Origin of the sequence: Streptomyces aurantiogriseus (assembly GCF_014649375.1) — a bacterium.
GTDB classification, from domain to species: domain Bacteria; phylum Actinomycetota; class Actinomycetes; order Streptomycetales; family Streptomycetaceae; genus Streptomyces; species Streptomyces aurantiogriseus.
Genome location: NZ_BMSX01000005.1, coordinates 285766 through 303333 on the forward strand (window position 1 = coordinate 285766; position 17568 = coordinate 303333).

General features: G+C 70.1%; 20 protein-coding genes and 2 pseudogenes. 12 read left to right on the plus strand and 10 right to left on the minus strand.

Annotated elements, in window-relative coordinates; all coding sequences use genetic code 11:
- Positions 1 to 19 precede the first annotated feature (19 nt).
- The 3 genes from IE263_RS13785 to IE263_RS13795 are packed head-to-tail and all read left to right on the plus strand — an operon-like array spanning position 20 to position 1916.
- On the plus strand, positions 20 to 658 hold the full coding sequence (locus IE263_RS13785) for an RraA family protein (RefSeq protein ID WP_229910965.1): 639 nt from the start codon (positions 20 to 22) through the stop codon (positions 656 to 658).
- Between the two features lie 2 nt (positions 659 to 660).
- Positions 661 to 1317 carry an RraA family protein gene (locus tag IE263_RS13790; RefSeq protein WP_189935975.1) on the plus strand — a complete coding sequence of 219 codons (657 nt, stop codon included), beginning with the start codon at positions 661 to 663 and terminating at the stop codon, positions 1315 to 1317.
- A complete protein-coding gene (locus IE263_RS13795) occupies positions 1314 to 1916 on the plus strand; it encodes an RraA family protein (RefSeq protein WP_189935977.1) in 603 nt (200 codons plus the stop codon). Before IE263_RS13790 ends, IE263_RS13795 begins: the two co-directional genes overlap by 4 nt.
- 56 nt (positions 1917 to 1972) lie before the next feature.
- On the opposite strand, the gene IE263_RS48490 is transcribed toward IE263_RS13795, so the two are convergent.
- The 4 genes and pseudogenes from IE263_RS48490 to IE263_RS48500 all read right to left on the minus strand — a co-directional run bounded on the left by IE263_RS48490 (position 1973) and on the right by IE263_RS48500 (position 3759).
- Positions 1973 to 2203, minus strand: a complete 231-nt coding sequence (locus tag IE263_RS48490; RefSeq protein WP_229910966.1) for an alpha/beta fold hydrolase — start codon at positions 2201 to 2203, stop codon at positions 1973 to 1975.
- Complete coding sequence (locus IE263_RS13800) at positions 2191 to 2775, minus strand: alpha/beta fold hydrolase (protein ID WP_229910967.1); 585 nt, start codon at positions 2773 to 2775, stop codon at positions 2191 to 2193. The genes IE263_RS48490 and IE263_RS13800 overlap by 13 nt, the downstream gene beginning before the upstream one ends.
- A 160-nt stretch (positions 2776 to 2935) precedes the next feature.
- A pseudogene (locus tag IE263_RS48495) lies at positions 2936 to 3091 on the minus strand (cytochrome P450); the annotation flags it as partial.
- 431 nt (positions 3092 to 3522) lie between these two features.
- Positions 3523 to 3759, minus strand: a complete 237-nt coding sequence (locus IE263_RS48500) for a response regulator transcription factor (protein WP_308430615.1) — start codon at positions 3757 to 3759, stop codon at positions 3523 to 3525.
- Positions 3760 to 3963: 204 nt separating this feature from the next.
- On the opposite strand from IE263_RS48500, the gene IE263_RS13815 reads away from it, so the two are divergent.
- A complete protein-coding gene (locus IE263_RS13815; RefSeq protein WP_189935982.1) occupies positions 3964 to 4473 on the plus strand; it encodes a DUF418 domain-containing protein in 510 nt (169 codons plus the stop codon).
- A 227-nt stretch (positions 4474 to 4700) separates the two neighbouring features.
- Here IE263_RS13815 and IE263_RS48505 read toward each other — a convergent pair whose 3' ends face one another.
- The 3 genes and pseudogenes from IE263_RS48505 to IE263_RS13825 all read right to left on the minus strand — a co-directional run bounded on the left by IE263_RS48505 (position 4701) and on the right by IE263_RS13825 (position 6047).
- Entirely contained in the window at positions 4701 to 5162 is a 462-nt protein-coding gene (locus IE263_RS48505) for an aldehyde dehydrogenase family protein (RefSeq protein ID WP_229910968.1), read from the minus strand.
- Positions 5163 to 5250: 88 nt separating this feature from the next.
- A pseudogene (locus IE263_RS48510) lies at positions 5251 to 5409 on the minus strand (aldehyde dehydrogenase family protein); the annotation flags it as partial.
- A 263-nt stretch (positions 5410 to 5672) separates the two neighbouring features.
- Positions 5673 to 6047, minus strand: a complete 375-nt coding sequence (locus IE263_RS13825) for a helix-turn-helix domain-containing protein (protein ID WP_189935984.1) — start codon at positions 6045 to 6047, stop codon at positions 5673 to 5675.
- Between the two features lie 554 nt (positions 6048 to 6601).
- On the opposite strand from IE263_RS13825, the gene IE263_RS13830 reads away from it, so the two are divergent.
- From IE263_RS13830 to IE263_RS13850, 5 genes are all read left to right on the plus strand, one after another.
- Positions 6602 to 6814 (plus strand): hypothetical protein, encoded by a 213-nt coding sequence (locus tag IE263_RS13830; RefSeq protein ID WP_189935986.1) that lies wholly within the window; start codon positions 6602 to 6604, stop codon positions 6812 to 6814.
- A gap of 292 nt (positions 6815 to 7106) precedes the next feature.
- On the plus strand, positions 7107 to 8729 hold the full coding sequence (locus IE263_RS13835; protein ID WP_189935988.1) for a NucA/NucB deoxyribonuclease domain-containing protein: 1623 nt from the start codon (positions 7107 to 7109) through the stop codon (positions 8727 to 8729).
- 71 nt (positions 8730 to 8800) lie between these two features.
- Positions 8801 to 9409 carry a hypothetical protein gene (locus IE263_RS13840; protein ID WP_189935991.1) on the plus strand — a complete coding sequence of 203 codons (609 nt, stop codon included), beginning with the start codon at positions 8801 to 8803 and terminating at the stop codon, positions 9407 to 9409.
- A gap of 261 nt (positions 9410 to 9670) precedes the next feature.
- Positions 9671 to 10249 carry a TMEM175 family protein gene (locus IE263_RS13845; RefSeq protein ID WP_189935993.1) on the plus strand — a complete coding sequence of 193 codons (579 nt, stop codon included), beginning with the start codon at positions 9671 to 9673 and terminating at the stop codon, positions 10247 to 10249.
- Positions 10250 to 10527: 278 nt separating this feature from the next.
- Positions 10528 to 11751, plus strand: coding sequence for an alpha/beta hydrolase family protein (locus tag IE263_RS13850; RefSeq protein ID WP_229910969.1), 1224 nt, complete (start codon positions 10528 to 10530; stop codon positions 11749 to 11751).
- A 34-nt stretch (positions 11752 to 11785) separates the two neighbouring features.
- Here the strand turns inward: IE263_RS13850 and IE263_RS13855 are convergent, their stop codons facing one another.
- Positions 11786 to 12691: a serine hydrolase gene (locus IE263_RS13855; protein WP_189935997.1), complete on the minus strand. Its 906-nt coding sequence runs from the start codon at positions 12689 to 12691 to the stop codon at positions 11786 to 11788.
- Positions 12692 to 12884: 193 nt separating this feature from the next.
- Between IE263_RS13855 and IE263_RS13860 the strand changes: the two genes are divergently transcribed.
- Together IE263_RS13860 and denD are read left to right on the plus strand one after the other, a co-directional pair.
- Positions 12885 to 13220: a hypothetical protein gene (locus IE263_RS13860; RefSeq protein WP_189935999.1), complete on the plus strand. Its 336-nt coding sequence runs from the start codon at positions 12885 to 12887 to the stop codon at positions 13218 to 13220.
- Positions 13217 to 14263 carry a D-erythronate dehydrogenase gene (denD, locus tag IE263_RS13865; protein WP_189936002.1) on the plus strand — a complete coding sequence of 349 codons (1047 nt, stop codon included), beginning with the start codon at positions 13217 to 13219 and terminating at the stop codon, positions 14261 to 14263. Before IE263_RS13860 ends, denD begins: the two co-directional genes overlap by 4 nt.
- 156 nt (positions 14264 to 14419) lie before the next feature.
- Here the strand turns inward: denD and glpK are convergent, their stop codons facing one another.
- Positions 14420 to 15934 carry a glycerol kinase GlpK gene (gene glpK / locus IE263_RS13870; protein ID WP_189936004.1) on the minus strand — a complete coding sequence of 505 codons (1515 nt, stop codon included), beginning with the start codon at positions 15932 to 15934 and terminating at the stop codon, positions 14420 to 14422.
- A 40-nt stretch (positions 15935 to 15974) separates the two neighbouring features.
- Positions 15975 to 16742 (minus strand): IclR family transcriptional regulator, encoded by a 768-nt coding sequence (locus IE263_RS13875; protein ID WP_189936006.1) that lies wholly within the window; start codon positions 16740 to 16742, stop codon positions 15975 to 15977.
- Between the two features lie 251 nt (positions 16743 to 16993).
- On the opposite strand from IE263_RS13875, the gene IE263_RS13880 reads away from it, so the two are divergent.
- Complete coding sequence (locus tag IE263_RS13880; protein WP_308430616.1) at positions 16994 to 17365, plus strand: ATP-binding protein; 372 nt, start codon at positions 16994 to 16996, stop codon at positions 17363 to 17365.
- Positions 17366 to 17568: the final 203 nt, after the last annotated feature.

Genomic DNA, 17568 nt, shown 5'->3' on the forward strand with positions numbered 1-17568 from the left:
AAGAGATGGAGATTCTTTGTTGACACAGTTCGCTGCGCTGGACAGCGCGACCGTGTCCGATGCCCTCGACGCCTGCGGTCTCCCGCCCGGACAGGGCGGGCTGCGTCCGATGTGGGGCACGCCCAAGGTGACCGGGTTCGCGCAGACCGTCGAACTCGCACCCCTGCCCGGGGAGCACGGCGGTGCCCACATCCTCACGAGCGCGATCGCCGAGGCTGGTCCCGAGAACGTCGTCGTGGTGGCGAACGGCGGCCGTACGGACGTGTCGTCGTGGGGCGGCATCGTCAGCCTCGGCGCCTCGGTGCGGGGCGTCCGCGGTGTCGTCACGGACGGCGTCTGCCGGGACGTGGGACAGGCTCGCGAACTCGGCCTTCCCGTGTTCGCCCGTGGCCAGGTGCCGGTGACCGCGCGAGGCCGGCTGCGGCAGAAGTCAGCCGGTGAGCCGGTGTCGCTGGGTGAGGTGACCGTCAATCCGGGTGACGTGGTGCTGGCGGACGAGGGCGGGGTCGTGGTCGTGCCCCGCGACCGCGCCGACGAGGTCCTTCGGGCCGCCCGGCGGCTCGCCGACCGTGAGGCAGCCATCGAGGCCGAGGTGAGGGCCGGAGTGTCGCTGCCCGATGCGATGCGGGACGCCCGCCTGGCCGGAACGGAGGCGTAGTGATGAATGACCTCGTTGCGCGCCTGGGCGCGCTTCCCACCGCCGCGATCTCCGACGCCCTTGACCGAGCCGGGATCAAGGGCGCGCTGCACGGCCTCTCCCCTCTGTCCAACGACTTCCGCGCGGTCGGCCCGGCCTTCACCGTCCGCTACGCGCCCGTGAACGAGTGCGGCGTCGGCACGGTCGGCGACTTCCTCGACGACGTCCCGCCCGGGTCGGTCGTCGTCATCGACAACGACGGCCGCACCGACGTCACCGTCTGGGGCGGCATCATGACCGAGGTCGCCGCCCACCGCGGCATCGCCGGCACTGTGATCAACGGCGTCTGCCGCGATGTGTCGGCCTCCCTGGCGCAGAGCTATCCCCTGTTCAGCCGCGGCCGGTTCATGCGTACCGGCAAGGACCGGGTGCGCCTGGTCGCCGTCGACGAGCCGGTCACCGTCTCGGGCGTCGAGATCCATCCCGGCAATCTCCTCTGCGCCGACGCCGACGGTGTGGTCGCCGTGCCCGCCGTCGAGACGGAGCGGATCACCGAGACCGCCGAGCGCATCGAACGGGTCGAGGCGGACATCGTCGCCGCCGCGCACGCCGGCAGCACCCTGCGCGAGGCCCGGGAGAAGTTCGGCTACCACACCCTCCAGACAAGGACCCAGGCATGACGGACGCGGCCCGCGGTCACAGCACCGCCACCCTCTACGAGGCATCCGCCTCGCGAGCGCACGCCGTCGACCCGTCCCTGCACGCCGCCTGGACAGGGGCGCGTGTAGCCGGTCCGGCGTTCACCGTGCAGGGCATCGGCGGCGACAACCTCGCCCTGCACCGAGCGGTGGCCACCGCCCCCGCCGGCAGCGTCCTCGTCGCCGACCTCCAGGGCGCCCGGCACGGGCACTGGGGCGAGATCCTCGCCGTCGCCGCACAGCAGCGCGGCATCCTCGGCCTGGTCGTGGACGGCGGCGTACGGGACACGGCGGAGCAGGCGGAGTTGGGCTTCCCCCTCTTCGCCCGCCACGTCACCGTGGTCGGCACCGGCAAGGACCACACCGGCCACTTCGGCGTCCCCGTCCGTGTGGGGGATGTCGTCGTACGACCCGGCGACCTCGTCGTCGGCGACGCAGACGGCGTGGTGGTCGTCCCCGCAGAAGCGGTCGACGAGACCCTCGACCGGGCCGACGCCCGGGTCACCGCCGAGCAGCGCGCCCTGCAAGCCATCCGCACGGGCGTGACGACGCTCGAGTACTACGGCCTGCCGGCCTGCTGAACGGGTGGCACGCCGCGCCTTTGACTTCCCGGCGGCGGGCGGCGCCTTCGGGATCGTCAGCGCCGAGTGCGGGCGTGGAAGTCCGCGATCCGTTCCCACATCGCGACGGGGTTGGAGTACATCGGCCAGTGACCGCTGTGCGGGATCTCGGCCAACTCGACGCCGTTCGCAGCGAGTTTCGTCAGGTACGACAGGGAGGAGTTCTGCTCGCCGTACAGGAACACGCGAGGGAAGGGCAGCGAGAGGAACTTCGTCATCAGGTCGCCGTGGTCGGTCATGTCGACCACGACTCGAAGATGCCACGCACCGCGCCGGGACGGACCCTGTGGCGCAGGCCCGCCGCGTACAGGGCGCCGGCCAACTGCGGTGAGCGGCGTACCCGTTCCGCGAAGTCGGCCAGGAAGTGCTCAGGATCGTCCGCGGGGTGCGTGACGATCTGCCTGCTCAGGAAGCAGTCCTCCGGGGCCACGTTGCCTTCGACGTCGACGAAACTGAGGACGCGGTCGGGCTCCTGGTGGGCCAGCAGCAGGGCGGTCAGGCCGCCCATGGAGTGCCCGACCAGGTGGAAACGCGTGATGCCCGCCCGTGCCAGAACCGCCTGGGCGGTTCGCACCAGGAACGGGAGCGAGATCGCGGACAGGTCCTCGCACGCTGTCTCTCCACAGCCCGGCGCGTCGTAGGCGAGGAACGGCCTCCCGGCGAACGCGCCGTGCAGGGCGACGTCGGCGTAGTCCTCCTTGGTGGAGCCGAAGCCGTGCAGAAAGACGACGGGGGCGTCGTCGCCGTCGCGGCGGACCGCGGCGACGGCGAGATCCACGCCGGCGACCCGCAGGTCGAGGCGTTCGTTCATCACTGCCATGGCATCGAGTCCATCAGACACTGTCCGTGGACTCAGAGTCTGATTCTGATTGCTGACGATATGGACAGCGTCTTGAGGCGGTTCGGTCCGGCAGGGCCCGGCGGGGTAGACCGCCGGATCGACGTTGCCGCCCGACGCCACGAGCGCCACGACCTTCCCCAAGCTCGACGCGGGCCGGCGGCTGTCCCAGGCACTGGTGCACGCCGAAGCCGAAGGCCATGTGGCGCCGGGCATCGCGGTGGATGTCCAGCCGGTCCGGATCGTCGAACGCAGTGGCGTCACGATTGCCGATGTCGTTGGCGATGATCATCCCGTCGAGATGAACGATCGCCCATGCCGGCTGCGCCCCTTCATCGCAGGGATGTTGGGGGCCGGCCCCCGTCGATGGAAACGGAAGCGCAGGCTCCGTGTGCACCGGTGGGCATGATCTTCGTGATGATGGTGGTGCTGCTCATGCCGCCGCTCCTGTGGGGGAAGGCGGCAGTGTGGGTACGGCGTGGTGCCAGGGGGTGCGGGCGGCGACGGCCCGCTGCCAGGGAAGGATGCTCTTGGGCGGCATGCCGACGGCCAGGACCCCGGTGATGTGACTGCCGGTGCGGTAGACGGAGATGCACTTGCGTTACGCAAGGCTGCCTTCGGCGATGCGTACCTCGTCGTGACCGCGCAGGTAGCCGTAGGTGCGGATCTTCTTCGGCGTTGACGCAGACGGTGTCCAACTGCCGCAGCGGCGATGCGTCAACGAAGCGGTCAGGAGGCTGTCGGCGGGGTGTCTGTCGGTCCGGAACCGTTGACGAGTCCCGCGTGGCTGGCCAGGAGGGCGGCTTGGACCCGGGTGCGGACCCCTAGTTTGGTGAGAACGCTCTGGACATGTGTTTTGACCGTGCTTTCCTCGATGTGCAGTCTCCGGGCGATCTGCGTGTTGCTCAGTGCGTGCCCCAGGAGCGTGAGTACGTCCCGTTCTCGGGGCGTGAGGCCGTCGGGCAGGCGTACGGGGCCGGTGTCGTTGCTCGCGACCCGGGGTGATCAGCCTCATGGTCGGTCCCGGAGAGACGAAGCCCTCTCCGCGAGCGACCGCCCGGATGCCCTCCAGGAGGGTGGCGGCCGGGTCCCCTTTGAGGACGAAGCCGGCGGCGCCCGCACCCAGGACTCCAAAGAGGTACTCGTGACCGATTCAGCACCTGGTTGGCCATGGGCGGTTTGGGCGTCGGCGTACCCCTGATGCTGTGGACCCACTTCCGGCTGCCCGGTGCGGAAACGCTCTCCGTTCTGTCCCGCTACACCATCGCTCCGGGCGTGGCCTTCGGCTATCTGGGACTCGTCCTGATTCTGCTGCGGTGCGGCGGAGGAGGTGGTTTCCTCTCCCGCCAGTTGGCCGCGGTGGGCCGAACCGCTCTGTCGTGCTACATACTGCAGAACGTCATCAGCATCGTCGCCTTCTACGAATGGGGCCTGCGTCTGGGCCCGTTGGACAGCATCGGGACGATCACCGCCTGGGCGGTGATCAGCGCGATACTGATGCTCGGCGCCTCGCTGTGGCTACGACGTTTCCCGCAGGGGCCGTTCGAACTGGCCTGGAAGGCCGCGGTCGAGGCGTCCTTCCGCCGTCGTGACCGTACGCGAGCCGAAGCGAAGGATGTGCGGCAGGAGCCGGGGCAGCGGCACCACGACGACAACAACGACCCATCCGGGGCCCCCTAGCGCAGCCCCGACACCCGGCACGTCGGCATCGGTCCGCCCGGACCGATGCCCCTCTCGACGCTCTCCCGCCACAAGGCCGCCAGCTGCGGCGGCAGGGGCACCACCCTGGTATCCCTCGGCGGGCGGTTCTGCAGACCGCGCTCGTCGTGGTGCTGGCCGGTGTCGGTCCATCTGGCTGGGATGTCCTTCCCCCGGCCGGGATGAGCGTTGGCACCGGTGGTGCGGTATCAGCGCCCGTGGTTGTGCATGAGGTGCTTGGTGCGCGAGTAGTCGTCCAGCACGTAGATCGACAGGTCCCGGCCGTAGCCGGATCCCTTGAAACCGCCCCAGGGAACTTCGCCGGCCAGCACGAGATGGGAGTTCACCCAGACCGTGCCGAAGTCGAGCCGCGCGGCGATGTCGTGGCTGCGGCGGGCGTTCTCGGTCCACACCGATGCCGACAGCCCGAGAGGGACGTCGTTGCCTCGCCGTACGGCTTCCTCCTCGTCGGCGAAGGTCTCGAACCTGATCACAGGGCCGAAGATCTCCTCGCGGGCGACCTCGGCCCCTTCGGGAACGTCGACCAGCACGGTCCGAGCCACGAAGTAACCGGGCCCGTCGAGGACTCCACCACCGGTCGCCACGCGGACGCCTTCGGTCTTCGCGCGCTCCAAGTAGCCCGTGACACGGTCGAAGTGGGCCTTCGACACCAGGGGACCGAACCTCCACGTCCTCGCCGGCGGTCGCCTCACCGACGACCAACGACCGCATCTCACCGACGAGTTGCTCGACGAACCGCTCGCCGACCGACTCGTGGACGAGGACGCGGCAGGCGGCCCCGCACTCCTGGCCCGAGTTGTAGATGCCGGTGGTACGAAGGGAGGTTGCGGCGGCCGCGAGGTCGGCGTCCGGGAAGATCACGACCGGGGCTTTGCCGCCCGGCTCGAGGTGCACGCGCTTGAGGGTGTCGGCGGCGGCCCGGGCAACGGCACGGCCGCTGGGGACCGACGTCGTGGTGGCCTTCCGCCCAGTCGATGCCGCAGTAGACCGTGCTCAAGCTCGTCCTCCCTCTCCCGTCGTGCAGCCAAGCTGCAGGTCAGCTCCATGCGGAGCACGCAGCGCTCTGAGAGAAGTGCTCAAGGCACGCCATCTCATGAGCCGTTCGTGTCTCCAGCGACCGGCAGGGACCTCGGTCTCCGGAAGAGCTCAGGGCCCGCGCGCTACTGAGAGGTCGGCCCCTGCCGGCGGGCTGATGACATGAAATCGGACTGCGACTCGCCGCCTTGGGTGCGCAGTCGCTCGTTGATGCGCTGGGCTTCTTCGAGCTGGTCTTCGAGGACGACGATGCGGCAGGCAGCCTCGATGGGGGTGCCCCGGTCGACGAGTTCACGGGCACGGGCGGCGATGCGCAGCTGGTAGCGGGAGTAGCGGCGGTGGCCGCCTTCGGAGCGCAGGGGAGTGATCAGGCGGTGCTCGCCGAGGGCGCGGAGGAAGGCGGGGGTGGTGCCGAGCATCTCGGCGGCCCGGCCCATGGTGTAGGCGGGGTAGTCGTCATCATCGAGAGGGGTGAGGGGACGGGTACTGCGAGGGGGCATAGACCTCTTCTTTCAGGGGACGCGTCGGGGGGCCCGGGTGCCGTACTGGCACCCGGGCCCCGAGCTTTCAACACCATCTACCGGCCGACTGCGTCGGCCTTCTTCTTCCGCAGGTTCCGCCTGGGAGGGCGGGGCTGCGGGGATCGCGGATGCGTGACCGGGGACCACCTTCCAATCCGGGGCCTGCGGTACCCGAGCGGACTTCTTCCTCGCCCGGGCGATCCTGATGGCGTCTGCTCCTTACCTCGTTCGGTTACTCGGCTGTACTACTGGATACCGCGGGTACTGCTCGCAGCCCCTGTGGGGCTGCGTCCTGCTTGACCTGCATGCACGGCAGTTCGTGTCTGTCGTGCCCGCTTCGACTTCCTGGGTACGAAAGAAACAGTACTCCTGCGCGAGGCCAATTTCTACTCCCGACACAACAGGTTTTCTCCTTGGTCGACATGCAGAGGTCTGCCGCAGGCAAACCCGGAAGAGTGCCCTCCGGCGGGTCGAATCCCGGCCACCGCTTACACGGTCGGGGGAAGAAGCGCGATCAGGCATGAGGCCGATCCATGACGCACAGGGGGCAGATCCAGGGCTGGCCGTGGCGGGAGTCGCAGGCTGTGACGGGCGGCGCGGCGGTGCGCTTCCTCCTGGACCGGGCGGCCGCCACCGACTGCGCCGCTCTCGGCCGCAACCTGGCACTGCGTCCCGTCGAGCCGCGACGGGTGCACGCCCTCGTCGCCGGCGGCGCGGCCGAACGGCCAGGAGCGCACGCTCGATGATCGAGGACCACCCGGAGGAAGCCTTGCGGCTGCTCGACACGGTGTGCGAGCGATCCCTGGTCCACACCGACCCCGTGCAGGCCGCCGTCACGAACTGTGGCGGATGCCCATGGACCGCTGGACCGCCCCGGCGGCGCGGCACTGGAAGCGCCGGCTGCCACAGGAGATGCACAGGTGCTGCACAGCACGTGACCGCCCTGCGCCCGCCTTCCCCATAAATGATCTTTAGGTTCTGTGATCAACTCCGCGCGCATCTGCGGTGCGGAGGCTCCTAGTCGCCCAGAGAGGCACAGTGCACCGTCACAGAATCTTCCGAATATCCCGCCGCGCGGCGGCCCTCGCGATCGGTCTTACGCTGCTCAGCCCGCAGTTCGCCGTCGCGGACGGGCCCGAGCGGGAACGGACCGGCGGCTCCGCCCCGCTCCTCGCCGACTCGCTGAAGCCCATCAAGCTCGAAGTCGGCATCTCCTCGGCGCAGTTGAAGAAGCTGCGCGAGCGCGGCAAGGCCGCCGAGCGGGCCGGCAAACCGCTGCCGAAGGCGGACGTCCCGTTCCAGACCGAGCATCGCTCCGAGCGCGAGTCGGCCGCCGGGCGCGCCGATCTGACCTTCGCCGAGGCGGCCGAGTTCATCGAGCAGGACGCCGAGCGGCGCAAGGCGCCGATGAACAGCCGCGTCGACTCCTACCTCGGTCAGCAGCAGACCGTCCGCACCGCGCCCCTGGCGGAGGGCGGCTTCACCACCCAGGCGACCGCCGCGACGATCGGCGAGACGCCGTCACAGGCGCTCTACGACTCCTGCATGACCGCCGACGCCGCCTCCGACGCCGGGCGCGTGTATGACCGGTTCACCTTCTGCCAGCAGGTGCCGATCACCGCCGAGTACTGGGAGAAGGACGCCGCGGGCAACCCGGTGGACCACCTGGGCACCACCAAGGCCACCCTGGAGATCGTCGCCCAGGGCTTCGAGGACCAGCGCACCATGCGGCTGTTCTCGCAGATCAAGCAGGGCTCCGTGTCGTACGACTGGGGCTGGTGGGACAACATCTGGACCGCGCCCGGCGTGCCGCTGTCGCTGTTCGGCACCTGCGCCCCGGACCAGCTCGACTGCGGCGCCTCCCGCAGCCCGGCGACCCTGACCTGGGACAACTGGAACAACAACCCCAGCTGGGCCTACTGGGACATCAGCAACTCGGCGACAGCCGGCTACGGCCGCGACAAGGTCATGCCGAGCTTCTGGCGGGTGGAGTTCTTCACCGACACCGACGAGTTCAGCACCGACGCGCCCGGCACCTCCCCGGTGCAGGTGATCCGCTGCGACTCGGCGGCCTACATCGTGGGCCCGTTCGGCGCCGACCGCTCGCACGGCTGCGTGTTCCCCGGCGCGACCCCGATCCTCCGGTACAGCCTGTCGGGCACCGAGGCCGCCGTCGCGCAGCACATCCTCGGCGCGCAGACGCGCCCCGAGTACACCTACCCGCGCCTGCCGGCCGAGGAGGAGGCGCAGCGCGACAAGAGCATCCCCGGCCAGGCGATCAACGGGCAGCCGGTGCACTACGGCCTGCACCGCATCCACTCCACGCTGAACGCCACGGAGTACCAGGCCAACCGTGACCACAAGGACGGCGCCTGCTACGGCACCGGCCCGCAGGCCTCCAGGTACGCGGGCCTCGGCCTGAACCCGCCGCCGGACACCTCCACGCAGCAGTGCGACGAGTACCCGTTCGCCTCGACGCTGGAGGGCGCCGCAAGCCCTGACTGGGACTTCTCGGTGCAGGCGGTGCCGATCACGGACAACGCCTCCGCGGGCGGCAAGCTGATCGCCTACTACAACGCCGACCGTATTCTGGCCTGGGACGCGACCCTGCCGTACCCGGACGGCAGCAACGACCGGTTCTGGGTCGAGATCGTCGACTAGACCGGCGTATCTGCGGGGGCCGCTGCCCGGAGGCGGCCCCCGTTTCCGAAAGCCACCAGGGAGCCGACGCGATGCACGCACAACCGCTGGATCTGACCCGCCTGTGGGGCGAGGGCTGGGCCGTCACCTTTGCGCCCCGGCCGCCCGCGTTCTGCCTCGACGCCATGGGGGTGAGCAAGGCCGCGCCGCTGCCGGACGGGCTCGCGGCGTTCGCCCGCCGCTCGCCGTTCGACGGGCCGCCGGTGCTGGTCGCGGCGGCCGTGCTGGACGAGCGGTGGTCGGTGGTGGTGGAGAGCGAGGCGCAGACCGGCTGGGTCGGCACCCACCCGGACGTCCTCGAGGCGCTCGCCGCGCCGGGGGCACCCGCGTGCACTGCCACATCCGATCCGAACAAGGTGCAGGTCGTCTTCCGGGAGTACGGCAGCCCGGTCGGCGGCCTGGAGCCGCGCACCAACCGCCGCTGGGGCCACTTCGCCGACCGAACCCGGCAGTCCCTGCGCGAGGCGGGCTTCCCCGACGGCCACGCGACCCAGGAACATCCGGTACCGGCCGCCCCCAGCGAGGGCGCCCTCGCCCTCCTCGCCGCCCAGGCGGTCACCGGCACCGAACTGCGCGCCGAACACCTCCAGGGCTCCTGGCTGGGCGGCCTCACGGCCAAGCCGTACCCGACCACGCCCTGACGGTGCCGCTCGCCCCGCTGCCCCGTCGCGTCCCACGTTGAGGAAGTGTTCGGCCTGCGCGGGGCACCGGCTTGTCGAGCTCACGCGCCGACGATCTCGCTCATGCCTCCGTGCCAGGCGGAGCAGGCGGCCGGGCGGGCGGCCTGCCTGCGGCCCCGAGCCCTGTCACACCTGCGCGTCGTTGGCCGACCGCGCGGGGGCGGGGCTGCTACCACAGGTGCCATGAACGCAAGCCCGGAGCGGCGACGAGTCCGACCCCAGGTGGATCTCGTGCCGAAGGACAGGATGCTCGCCCTCACCGACGGTGTGACGGCCATCGCCATGACGCTGCTCGTGCTGGACATCGAGCTGCCCGAGGGGCTCGACGGGGCCGAGCTGCGCCGGGCGCTCGACGAGGTTCAGTCCCAGGTGGGCGCCTTCGTGCTGAGCGCGGTGGTGATCGCGCTGTTCTGGCGGGCCCACCATGCGGCGGTGCGGAACGCGGAGGGGATCGACCTGTACGCGTTCTGGCTCAACGTCGCGTTCCTGGTGCTGGTGTCCTTGATCCCGTTCCCCACCCATGTCCTGGAAATGTACGGCGACCGTTTCCTCGGTCCCGGTCTGTACGGGGCTGTCATCGGCGCGGCCGCACTGGTGCTGTACGGGCTCGACCTGCACGTCAGCCGTTCCGCGGGCGCGAACTGGCGCAGCGTCCCGCTCCCTGCCCAGGCGGTCGTGTTTCTGGCCTCGGTAGGGATCGCGCGCTTCTCGCCCCTCGCCGCCATCTGCAGCTGGGCTGCCAGCGTGCCTCTGTCCGTGCTGGCGGACCGGATTGCCGCACGTGCGCGCGAACGGCCCTGATCAGAGCCGTCCGGGTCGGCAGGCGGCTGTTCGGGGGAATCGCCGGTGTGGTCAACGGGACGCGAGGGGCACCGCTCCTACGGTCGGCTGATATGACGCATCTACCGAAGCACGTCGCCGACCCCATCCGGCGGACGGCACTGACTGGGCTCGTCGTCGGCGCCGGGTCCGTGCTGGCGGCCGGCTGTACGCCTTTGGGCCATACCTCCGCGCAAGGGATCACCCCGAGTCCCACAAGGTCGGCCACCGGCTCCGCGGGCGGTGCCACGCCCGGGGTGATGACCCTCTTCAAGGACCCGGGGTTCAACTTCAACGCGCTTCTCGCCCTCGGCGGGTCCGGTCAGGGTTCCGCTGAAGTAGGCGAAGTGCTCACCGCGGTGAACGCGATCAACAAGGCCGGGCTCTCCGCGCAGACGTATGTGGAGACCTTCGGGAAGCTGGCCGACCGACTGTCGAAGGCGCCCGAGGGTGACAAGCCTGGCACGGGGACCACGCGCTTCCGTGCGCTGCGGGCCTCGCAGTACTACAGCCAGGCGCTGTTCTTCGTCCTCGGCTCCGATGACCCCGGCAACGAGGAGCAGCTGTACAAGTCCACGCGTGGCGCCTGGGACACGTTCTGCAAGCTGTCCGACCCGGCCCCGGTTACGGCGAACGTTCCGTACGGGAACACGCCGCTTCCGGTCTGGTTCTTCCGGCCGGACGACTCCGTCGAGCGACGCCCCACCGTGATCCTCACCAACGGCAGCGACGGGCAGAACGTCGACATGTGGACCTACGGCGTGTCGGCCGCCCTGGAGCGCGGCTGGAACGCCCTCGTGTACGACGGACCGGGCCAGGGCCAGCTGCTCTTCCTGGACCGGGTGGTCTTCACGCCGCGCTGGGAGACGGTGGTGACTCCCCTCGTCGACTGGCTGGCCGCCCGTTCCGACGTGGACACCGACCGGATCGCCCTGACCGGACTGAGCATGGGAGGCGAGCTGGCTCCCCGGGCCGCGGCCTACGAGAACAGGATCGCCGCTCTGGTGGCGATGCCCGGGGTACTGAGGCCCTGGCTGGGTTTCCCTGCGGAGATCCGGGAGATCCTCACCCCGGACAAGGAGGAGACGAACAACATCTGGAACAAGGAGGTCGTCCCCGAGCTGTCTCCGGCCGAGGCCGCGACGCTGAAGAAACGGTTCGAACCGTTCTCCGTGCCGGCGATGCTCGCCGCCCGCCAGGGGAAGATGTTCACCGACTTCTACACCCCGGCCAAGCTCGTCGAGTCGCTCGACATCACGAACGTCGTGCGGCGCATCAAGACGCCCACACTGGTCCTGGACTACGACGACGAGCAGTTCTATCCCGGGCAGCCGCGCGAGTTGTTCGACAAGCTGACGTCCCCCAAGGACTACGTGAAGCTCAGCGCCGCCACCGGCGCGCAGCTGCACTGCTCCCCCATGGCCCCGCAGGAGCACTGCGAGGTCGTCTTCGACTGGCTGCAGGAGACGTTGCCGGGACGCTGAGCGGCGGGACGAGGCCGGGACACAGGGTGCGTCGTCAGTGCGCGGTCGCGGAGGAGACCGCGGCACGGGCCGCGCGTTCCACCAGCGCGACGCCGTCCTTCATCGATGTGCTGCCGTCCGAGAGGACTGCGACGAGGTAGCGGTGTCCACGGGTTGTGACCTGTCCGATGCTGTTGACGTCCCACAGGCCGGTCGTGCTGCGCTGCAGCCAGCCGTTCTTCAAGGCCCATCCGGAGCCGGAGGCCACCGAGACGCCCCATGCCTGCTCGCCTACGACGCGAGCCATCAGGGTGCGGATGTAGGTTCGGGAGGACTCATCGAGCGCCGTGGGGGTCGCGCGTGCAGCCGGGGCAGTGTCGAACACCGCGCGCAGCAGCCGTATCTGGTCGCTCGCCGTCGTCTGCGTCAGTCCCCACCTGGCGCCGGGGCCGCCCTTCGTCGAGGTCAGCCCCAGCCGCTTGTTCGCCGCCTCCAGGCCCGGCGCCAGGCCGATGCGCCGCCACATCGCGTTCGTCGCCGCGTTGTCGCTGCGCTCGATCATCGCCGTCGCGCGGGCGCGCTCCTGCGCGGTCAGGTCGTGCCCGGCGTTCTGCGCCTGGAGCAGCGCGGCGGCAAGGATGTCGACCTTGACGATGCTCGCGGTGTCGTAGGGCGAGTCGTCGCCGTACACCACGGGCTCCCGGCCCGTGCCGTCCAGGTCGAGCACCGCGGCCGTCACCCGCGCCTTCCCCTGTGGCTGCACCAGCGCACGGAAGCGGGCCATGGCGTCGTCGGGCGCCGTCCTCGCCGTGGCCGCCTGTGCCGGGGCGTGCGGGGCGGCCGAGAGGAGCGTCGCCAGCAAGGCCGCGAGAACGCCGACGCGGCCCGCGGAGCGCCTGGCGCGGGGCCAGCGCCTCTGAGCGCTCTGCGGGTGCGACAGGGGGGACGGTCGGTGCGGCATGGTGAAGGGGCCTCGCGGTTCGTGTGGGAGGGCACGGGACTGCGAACGTAAGCAGGCCACCCGTCCTGCGATATGACCAATGCCACGAAAGGGCCCATTAGGTGGGAATTGTGGCGAGAGCCACAGGTTCAGGCGGAGGAAACCAGGAAGGCGCGCCGGTCAGGACGTCGACCTTGCCGGCGCCGAGCGCGTGGTGAACGCCGACGACGCGAGTGCGCCCTTGGTCACGAGGGGGCCGGGTTCCCCCGTCGTCGAAGTCGGCCTTCTCGTGGCCGACCTCGCGTGGGCCGCGGAACGGGCCGCCGCGGTGGGCGTCGACATCCTGGTCGAGCCGATCAACGGCCGTGACACGCCAAGCTACTGCCTGAGCCGGCAGGCAGAGACCTCAAGGTGCAACTCTGTGAGACGTCCGTTCGGCGTCATCGCCGAGCCGGGTCTCGACGGGTGGATCGGCTGCGAGTACGTGCCCCGCGCCGGCACGAGCGAGGGGCTCGGCCGGCTGAACGACTGCAGAGGAGGCACCGCATGAGGATCGTCATCACGGGTGGCTTCGGCTTCCTGGGACGACAGGTCACCAGCACCCTGCTCGGGACACGGACGTATCGAGGTGCGCCGATCGATCGCCTGGTGCTCGCCGACCGCTTCGTGCCGCCCGGGTCGCCGGAGGCGGCCGACCCACTCGTGGAGATCGTGCGGGGCGACCTGATCGACCGCCTCGACGAGGTGTTCGCGGAGCCGGTAGACGTACTGATCCATCTCGCCGCCGCCGTCTCGGCCGAGTGCGAGGCCGACTTCGACCTCGGCATGAGCGCGAACCTGGACACCACCCGCGCGCTCCTCGAAGCCGCCCGGGCCCAGTCGGCCGCCGGTGGGCCGACGCCGCGCTTGGTGTTCTCCAGCAGCGTGGCGGTCTACGGTGCCGACCCGGCGCTCCCGCTCCCGCCTGTGGTCAGCGAGTCGACCCTGCCCACGCCACGATCGAGCTACGGGATCCAGAAACTCGTCTGCGAGCAGCTGGTCGCGGACTACACCCGCCGCGGTTTCGTCGACGGACGCGTCGCCCGCCTGATGACCGTGTCGGTGCGGCCGGGCAAGCCGAACGCGGCCGCCTCCGGCTTCCTGTCCGGCATCATCCGCGAGCCGCTCGCGGGCCTTCCGGCCGTCTGCCCCGTGGATCCCGCCCTACGTGTGGCCCTGGCCTCGCCACGACGCACGGTCGAGGCGATCCTGCGCATCGCGGAAGTCGAGCGCGGCACCGGAAAGGGCCGGCTCCACGGCGGGCTGCCGGTCAACCTTCCGGCACTCACGGTCTCGGTCGCCGAGATGCTGGCCACGCTGCGGCGAGTGGCCGGCGACGCCGTCGCCGACCTGGTGGCGATCGCGCCCGATCCTGACGTCGAGGCCATCGTGGGCTCGTGGCCCTCCGTCTTCGACAACACACGCGCCGCCGCGCTCGGGCTGGAGCCCAATCCGAGCTTCGAATCGGTGGTGCGGGACTACATCGGCGACCATCCTGACGCCGTCGTGGCCGACACATCGCTCGCGGCGGGGAGGCCGAACCCAGGTCCATAAACCGACAGCCACACTTTCCGAGGTGACGCCGGACCGGGCTGAAGCCGCGCGGGTCTGCTGCGGCGCTTCGTCCTCGGGTTCTTCGCCCTCGGGTTCTTCGTCCTCGGGTTCTTCGTCCTCGGCGGGTTCGCCGGCCGTCTCCTGTTCGGCCCCCGATCAAGGGGACCGCGGCGGTCTGATCCACCCCAGTGACCGCTCGACGGCTCGCTGCCAGTTGTCGTACTCCGACTCCCGCCGCTCGGGGTCCATGTCGGGCAGCCACTGGGCGGCCCGGTGCCAGTTACGACGCAGGACGGACAGGTCCGGCCAGTAGCCGGCGGCAAGCCCTGCGGCGTAGGCGGCGCCCAGGGACACCGTCTCGGCGACCATGGGCCGCACCACGGGCACGTCGAGTACGTCGGCCACGAACTGCATGAGCAGGTTGTCCGCTGTCATGCCACCGTCCACCTTGAGCTGCTGCAGGGGGACCGAGGAGTCGGCGTTCATGGCGTCGACGACCTCGCGCGTCTGCCAGCCGGTGGCCTCCAGCACGGCCCGGGCCAGATGCCCTTTGGTGATGTAGGAGGTGAGGCCGACGATGACACCGCGTGCGTCGCTGCGCCAGCGGGGTGCGAACAGGCCGGAGAAGGCGGGGACGATGTAGCAACCGCCGTTGTCCTCGACCGTCAGCGCGAGGGTCTCGATCTCCGGCGCGCTGCTGATCAGTCCCAGACGGTCACGGAACCACTGGACCAGCGAGCCGGTGACGGCTATCGAACCCTCCAGGGCGTAGACCGGGGGCTGATCCCCGATCTGGTACGCGACGGTCGTGAGGAGTCCGTGCCGGGACCGCACGACATCGGTACCGGTGTTGAGCAGCAGGAAGCTGCCCGTTCCGTACGTGCACTTCGCCTCGCCCGGGGAGAAGCAGGTCTGGCCGAACAGGGCGGCCTGCTGGTCGCCGAGGGCGGCCGTGATACGGACGCCCGGGAGGACCGCGCGGGCCTCGCCGTAGCGCTCTGCGGACGACCGGATCTCGGGCAGCATGGAGCGGGGGACGCCGAAGAACGCCAAGAGCTCCTCGTCCCAGGTGAGTGTACGGATGTTCATCAGCATGGTGCGGCTCGCGTTGGTGGCGTCGGTGATGTGCAGGCCGCCGTCCACGCCCCCCGTGAGATTCCAGATCAGCCAGCTCTCCATCGTCCCGAACAGCACCTCGCCGTCCTTGGCGCGCTGTTCCAGCCCGCTGACATGGTCGAACAGCCAGCGGATCCGCAGCGCCGAGAAGTAGGTCGAGGGGGGCAGGCTGCAACGTTCGAGGAAGAACTCCTCTCCGGGGCGGTGTCTGAGGTCCTCGACGAGCGGTGCCGTGCGGGTGTCCTGCCAGACGATCGCCCTGTCCAGCGGGATCCCCGTCCGCCGGTCCCAGAGCACCGTCGTCTCCCGCTGGTTGGCGAGACCGACGGCGGCGACCTCTTCCGCCCCGGCACCGGCATCGGACAGAGCCTCGGGCATGACGCGCTGCAGGTTGCGCCAGATCTCGACGGCGTCGTGCTCGACCCATCCGGGTCTGGGAAAGTGCTGCTGGTGTGGCCGCTGGGCGACGGACACCAGCCGCCCGTGATGGTCGAACAGGATGCATCGGGTGGAGTTGGTGCCCTGATCGATGGACATTACATACCGTTCAACCATGATCGGGTCTGCCTTCTGATGTGTCGGGGAGGCGGTGGGACTACCAGCGAGCCGCTCCCAGGTCTCTGGAGATCGCTCGTGCCGCCTCACGGAGCAGGCTGATCAGGTTCGGCCGGGGACGGCCCTGCCCGTGGCAGATCCTCTCGACCGGGCCGGACAGTCCGATGGCGCCCACCACGAGGCCGCCGTGCCCACGGATCGGCGCGGCGACGCTGGCTTCGCCCATGCTCATTTCCTGGACCTCGGCGGCCCATCCGACGTCCCGGACCTCGGCGAGTGCCTGGTTGAGTTGCTCCGGCGCGGCCAGGGTGTGCCGGGTGTAGGCCTCCAGCCCGGTTTCCAGGGCCGGCTCGAGGGGCGCGGTGCCGAAGGCGAGCAGGACCTTGCCGAGCGAGGAGGCATGCAGCGGCAGCAGCGAGCCCACGTCCAGGGTCTGCAGCGTGTCGTCCGGCCGGAACACGTGGTGGACGACGAGGACCTTGCCCTCCAGGGGGGTGCCCAGGCGGACCGCTTCCCCACTACGGGCGGCCAGGGCGTCGGCCCAGTTGATGGAGCGCGACCGCAGCTCGTTGACGTCGAGGTAACTGGTGCCGAGGTGCAGCAGGGCGGCCCCGAGCTGGTACTTTCCGGTCGCCGCGTCCTGCTCCACGAAGTCCACGTGCTGGAGCGTGCGCAGAATGCCGTGCGTGGTGCCCTTCGCGAGTCCGAGCGAGGCCGACACCTCGCCGAGCCCGAGTCGGCGCGGTCCACCGGCGAGCAGACGCAGAATCGCCGCCGCCCGTTCGATCGACTGGACTGGGCCGGCCATGAGGCGAGCCTATTACCGCCACAGAGAGTCCGCGTTACGTGCAGGTGAACGGTGCACCAAGGGACGAACCACCGCGTTCGGTAATGCCGACCGCCGTTCATTGACCGGCCTGGTCTCGCTCCCTAGCGTGCCTTGTGGCCCGGCACAACGCGCTGCAGGCCGCGTCAGGCCGACAGCGCTCACCGGAGGAGAGCAATATGGCGGTACAGCTCAATACGAGGCAGCGGGACACAGTCGAGCACGTGTGTACGATGCCGCCCGCCCCCGGTGCCGTCTCAGGCGTGCGCCGACGGGTGCGAGCGATTCTCGACCTCTGGAACGTGTCCCCGCAGATCGTCGAGGACTCGCTCCTGGTGGTGTCGGAGTTGCTCACCAACGCGATCGTCCACGCCCTGCCCCCGGCGGTACTGCGGCTGGCCTGGGTCAGCGACGACGGGCTCGGCACCCTGCGCGTCGAGGTCACGGACGCGGGACCCGTGCGCCCGAGGGGGCAGTCGCCCGAGGGGATCGACCCGGACGAGCACGGCCGGGGCGAGCAGATCGTTCACGCGCTGGCGACTCGGCACGGCATACACGTCCACTCCGGCGGGGTGACCCGGTGGGCCGATCTCGTCGCGGCATGAGAATGCGCGGCTGTACGTCGGAGAGCAGCTTTTTGCCTGGCGGACGCTGTGCCGCCTGGAAACGACTTGGGCGGATTATGTATACGCCGGGGTATACGCGAGGCCAGGCGCGTGGCCGGCGGGGCGCGGCAAAGCCTTCGCACCGCCGTCAGGCCCGCGCGAAGGCTTCAGGGCAAAAACAGTCCCCGGTAGTGCTGCGCGTG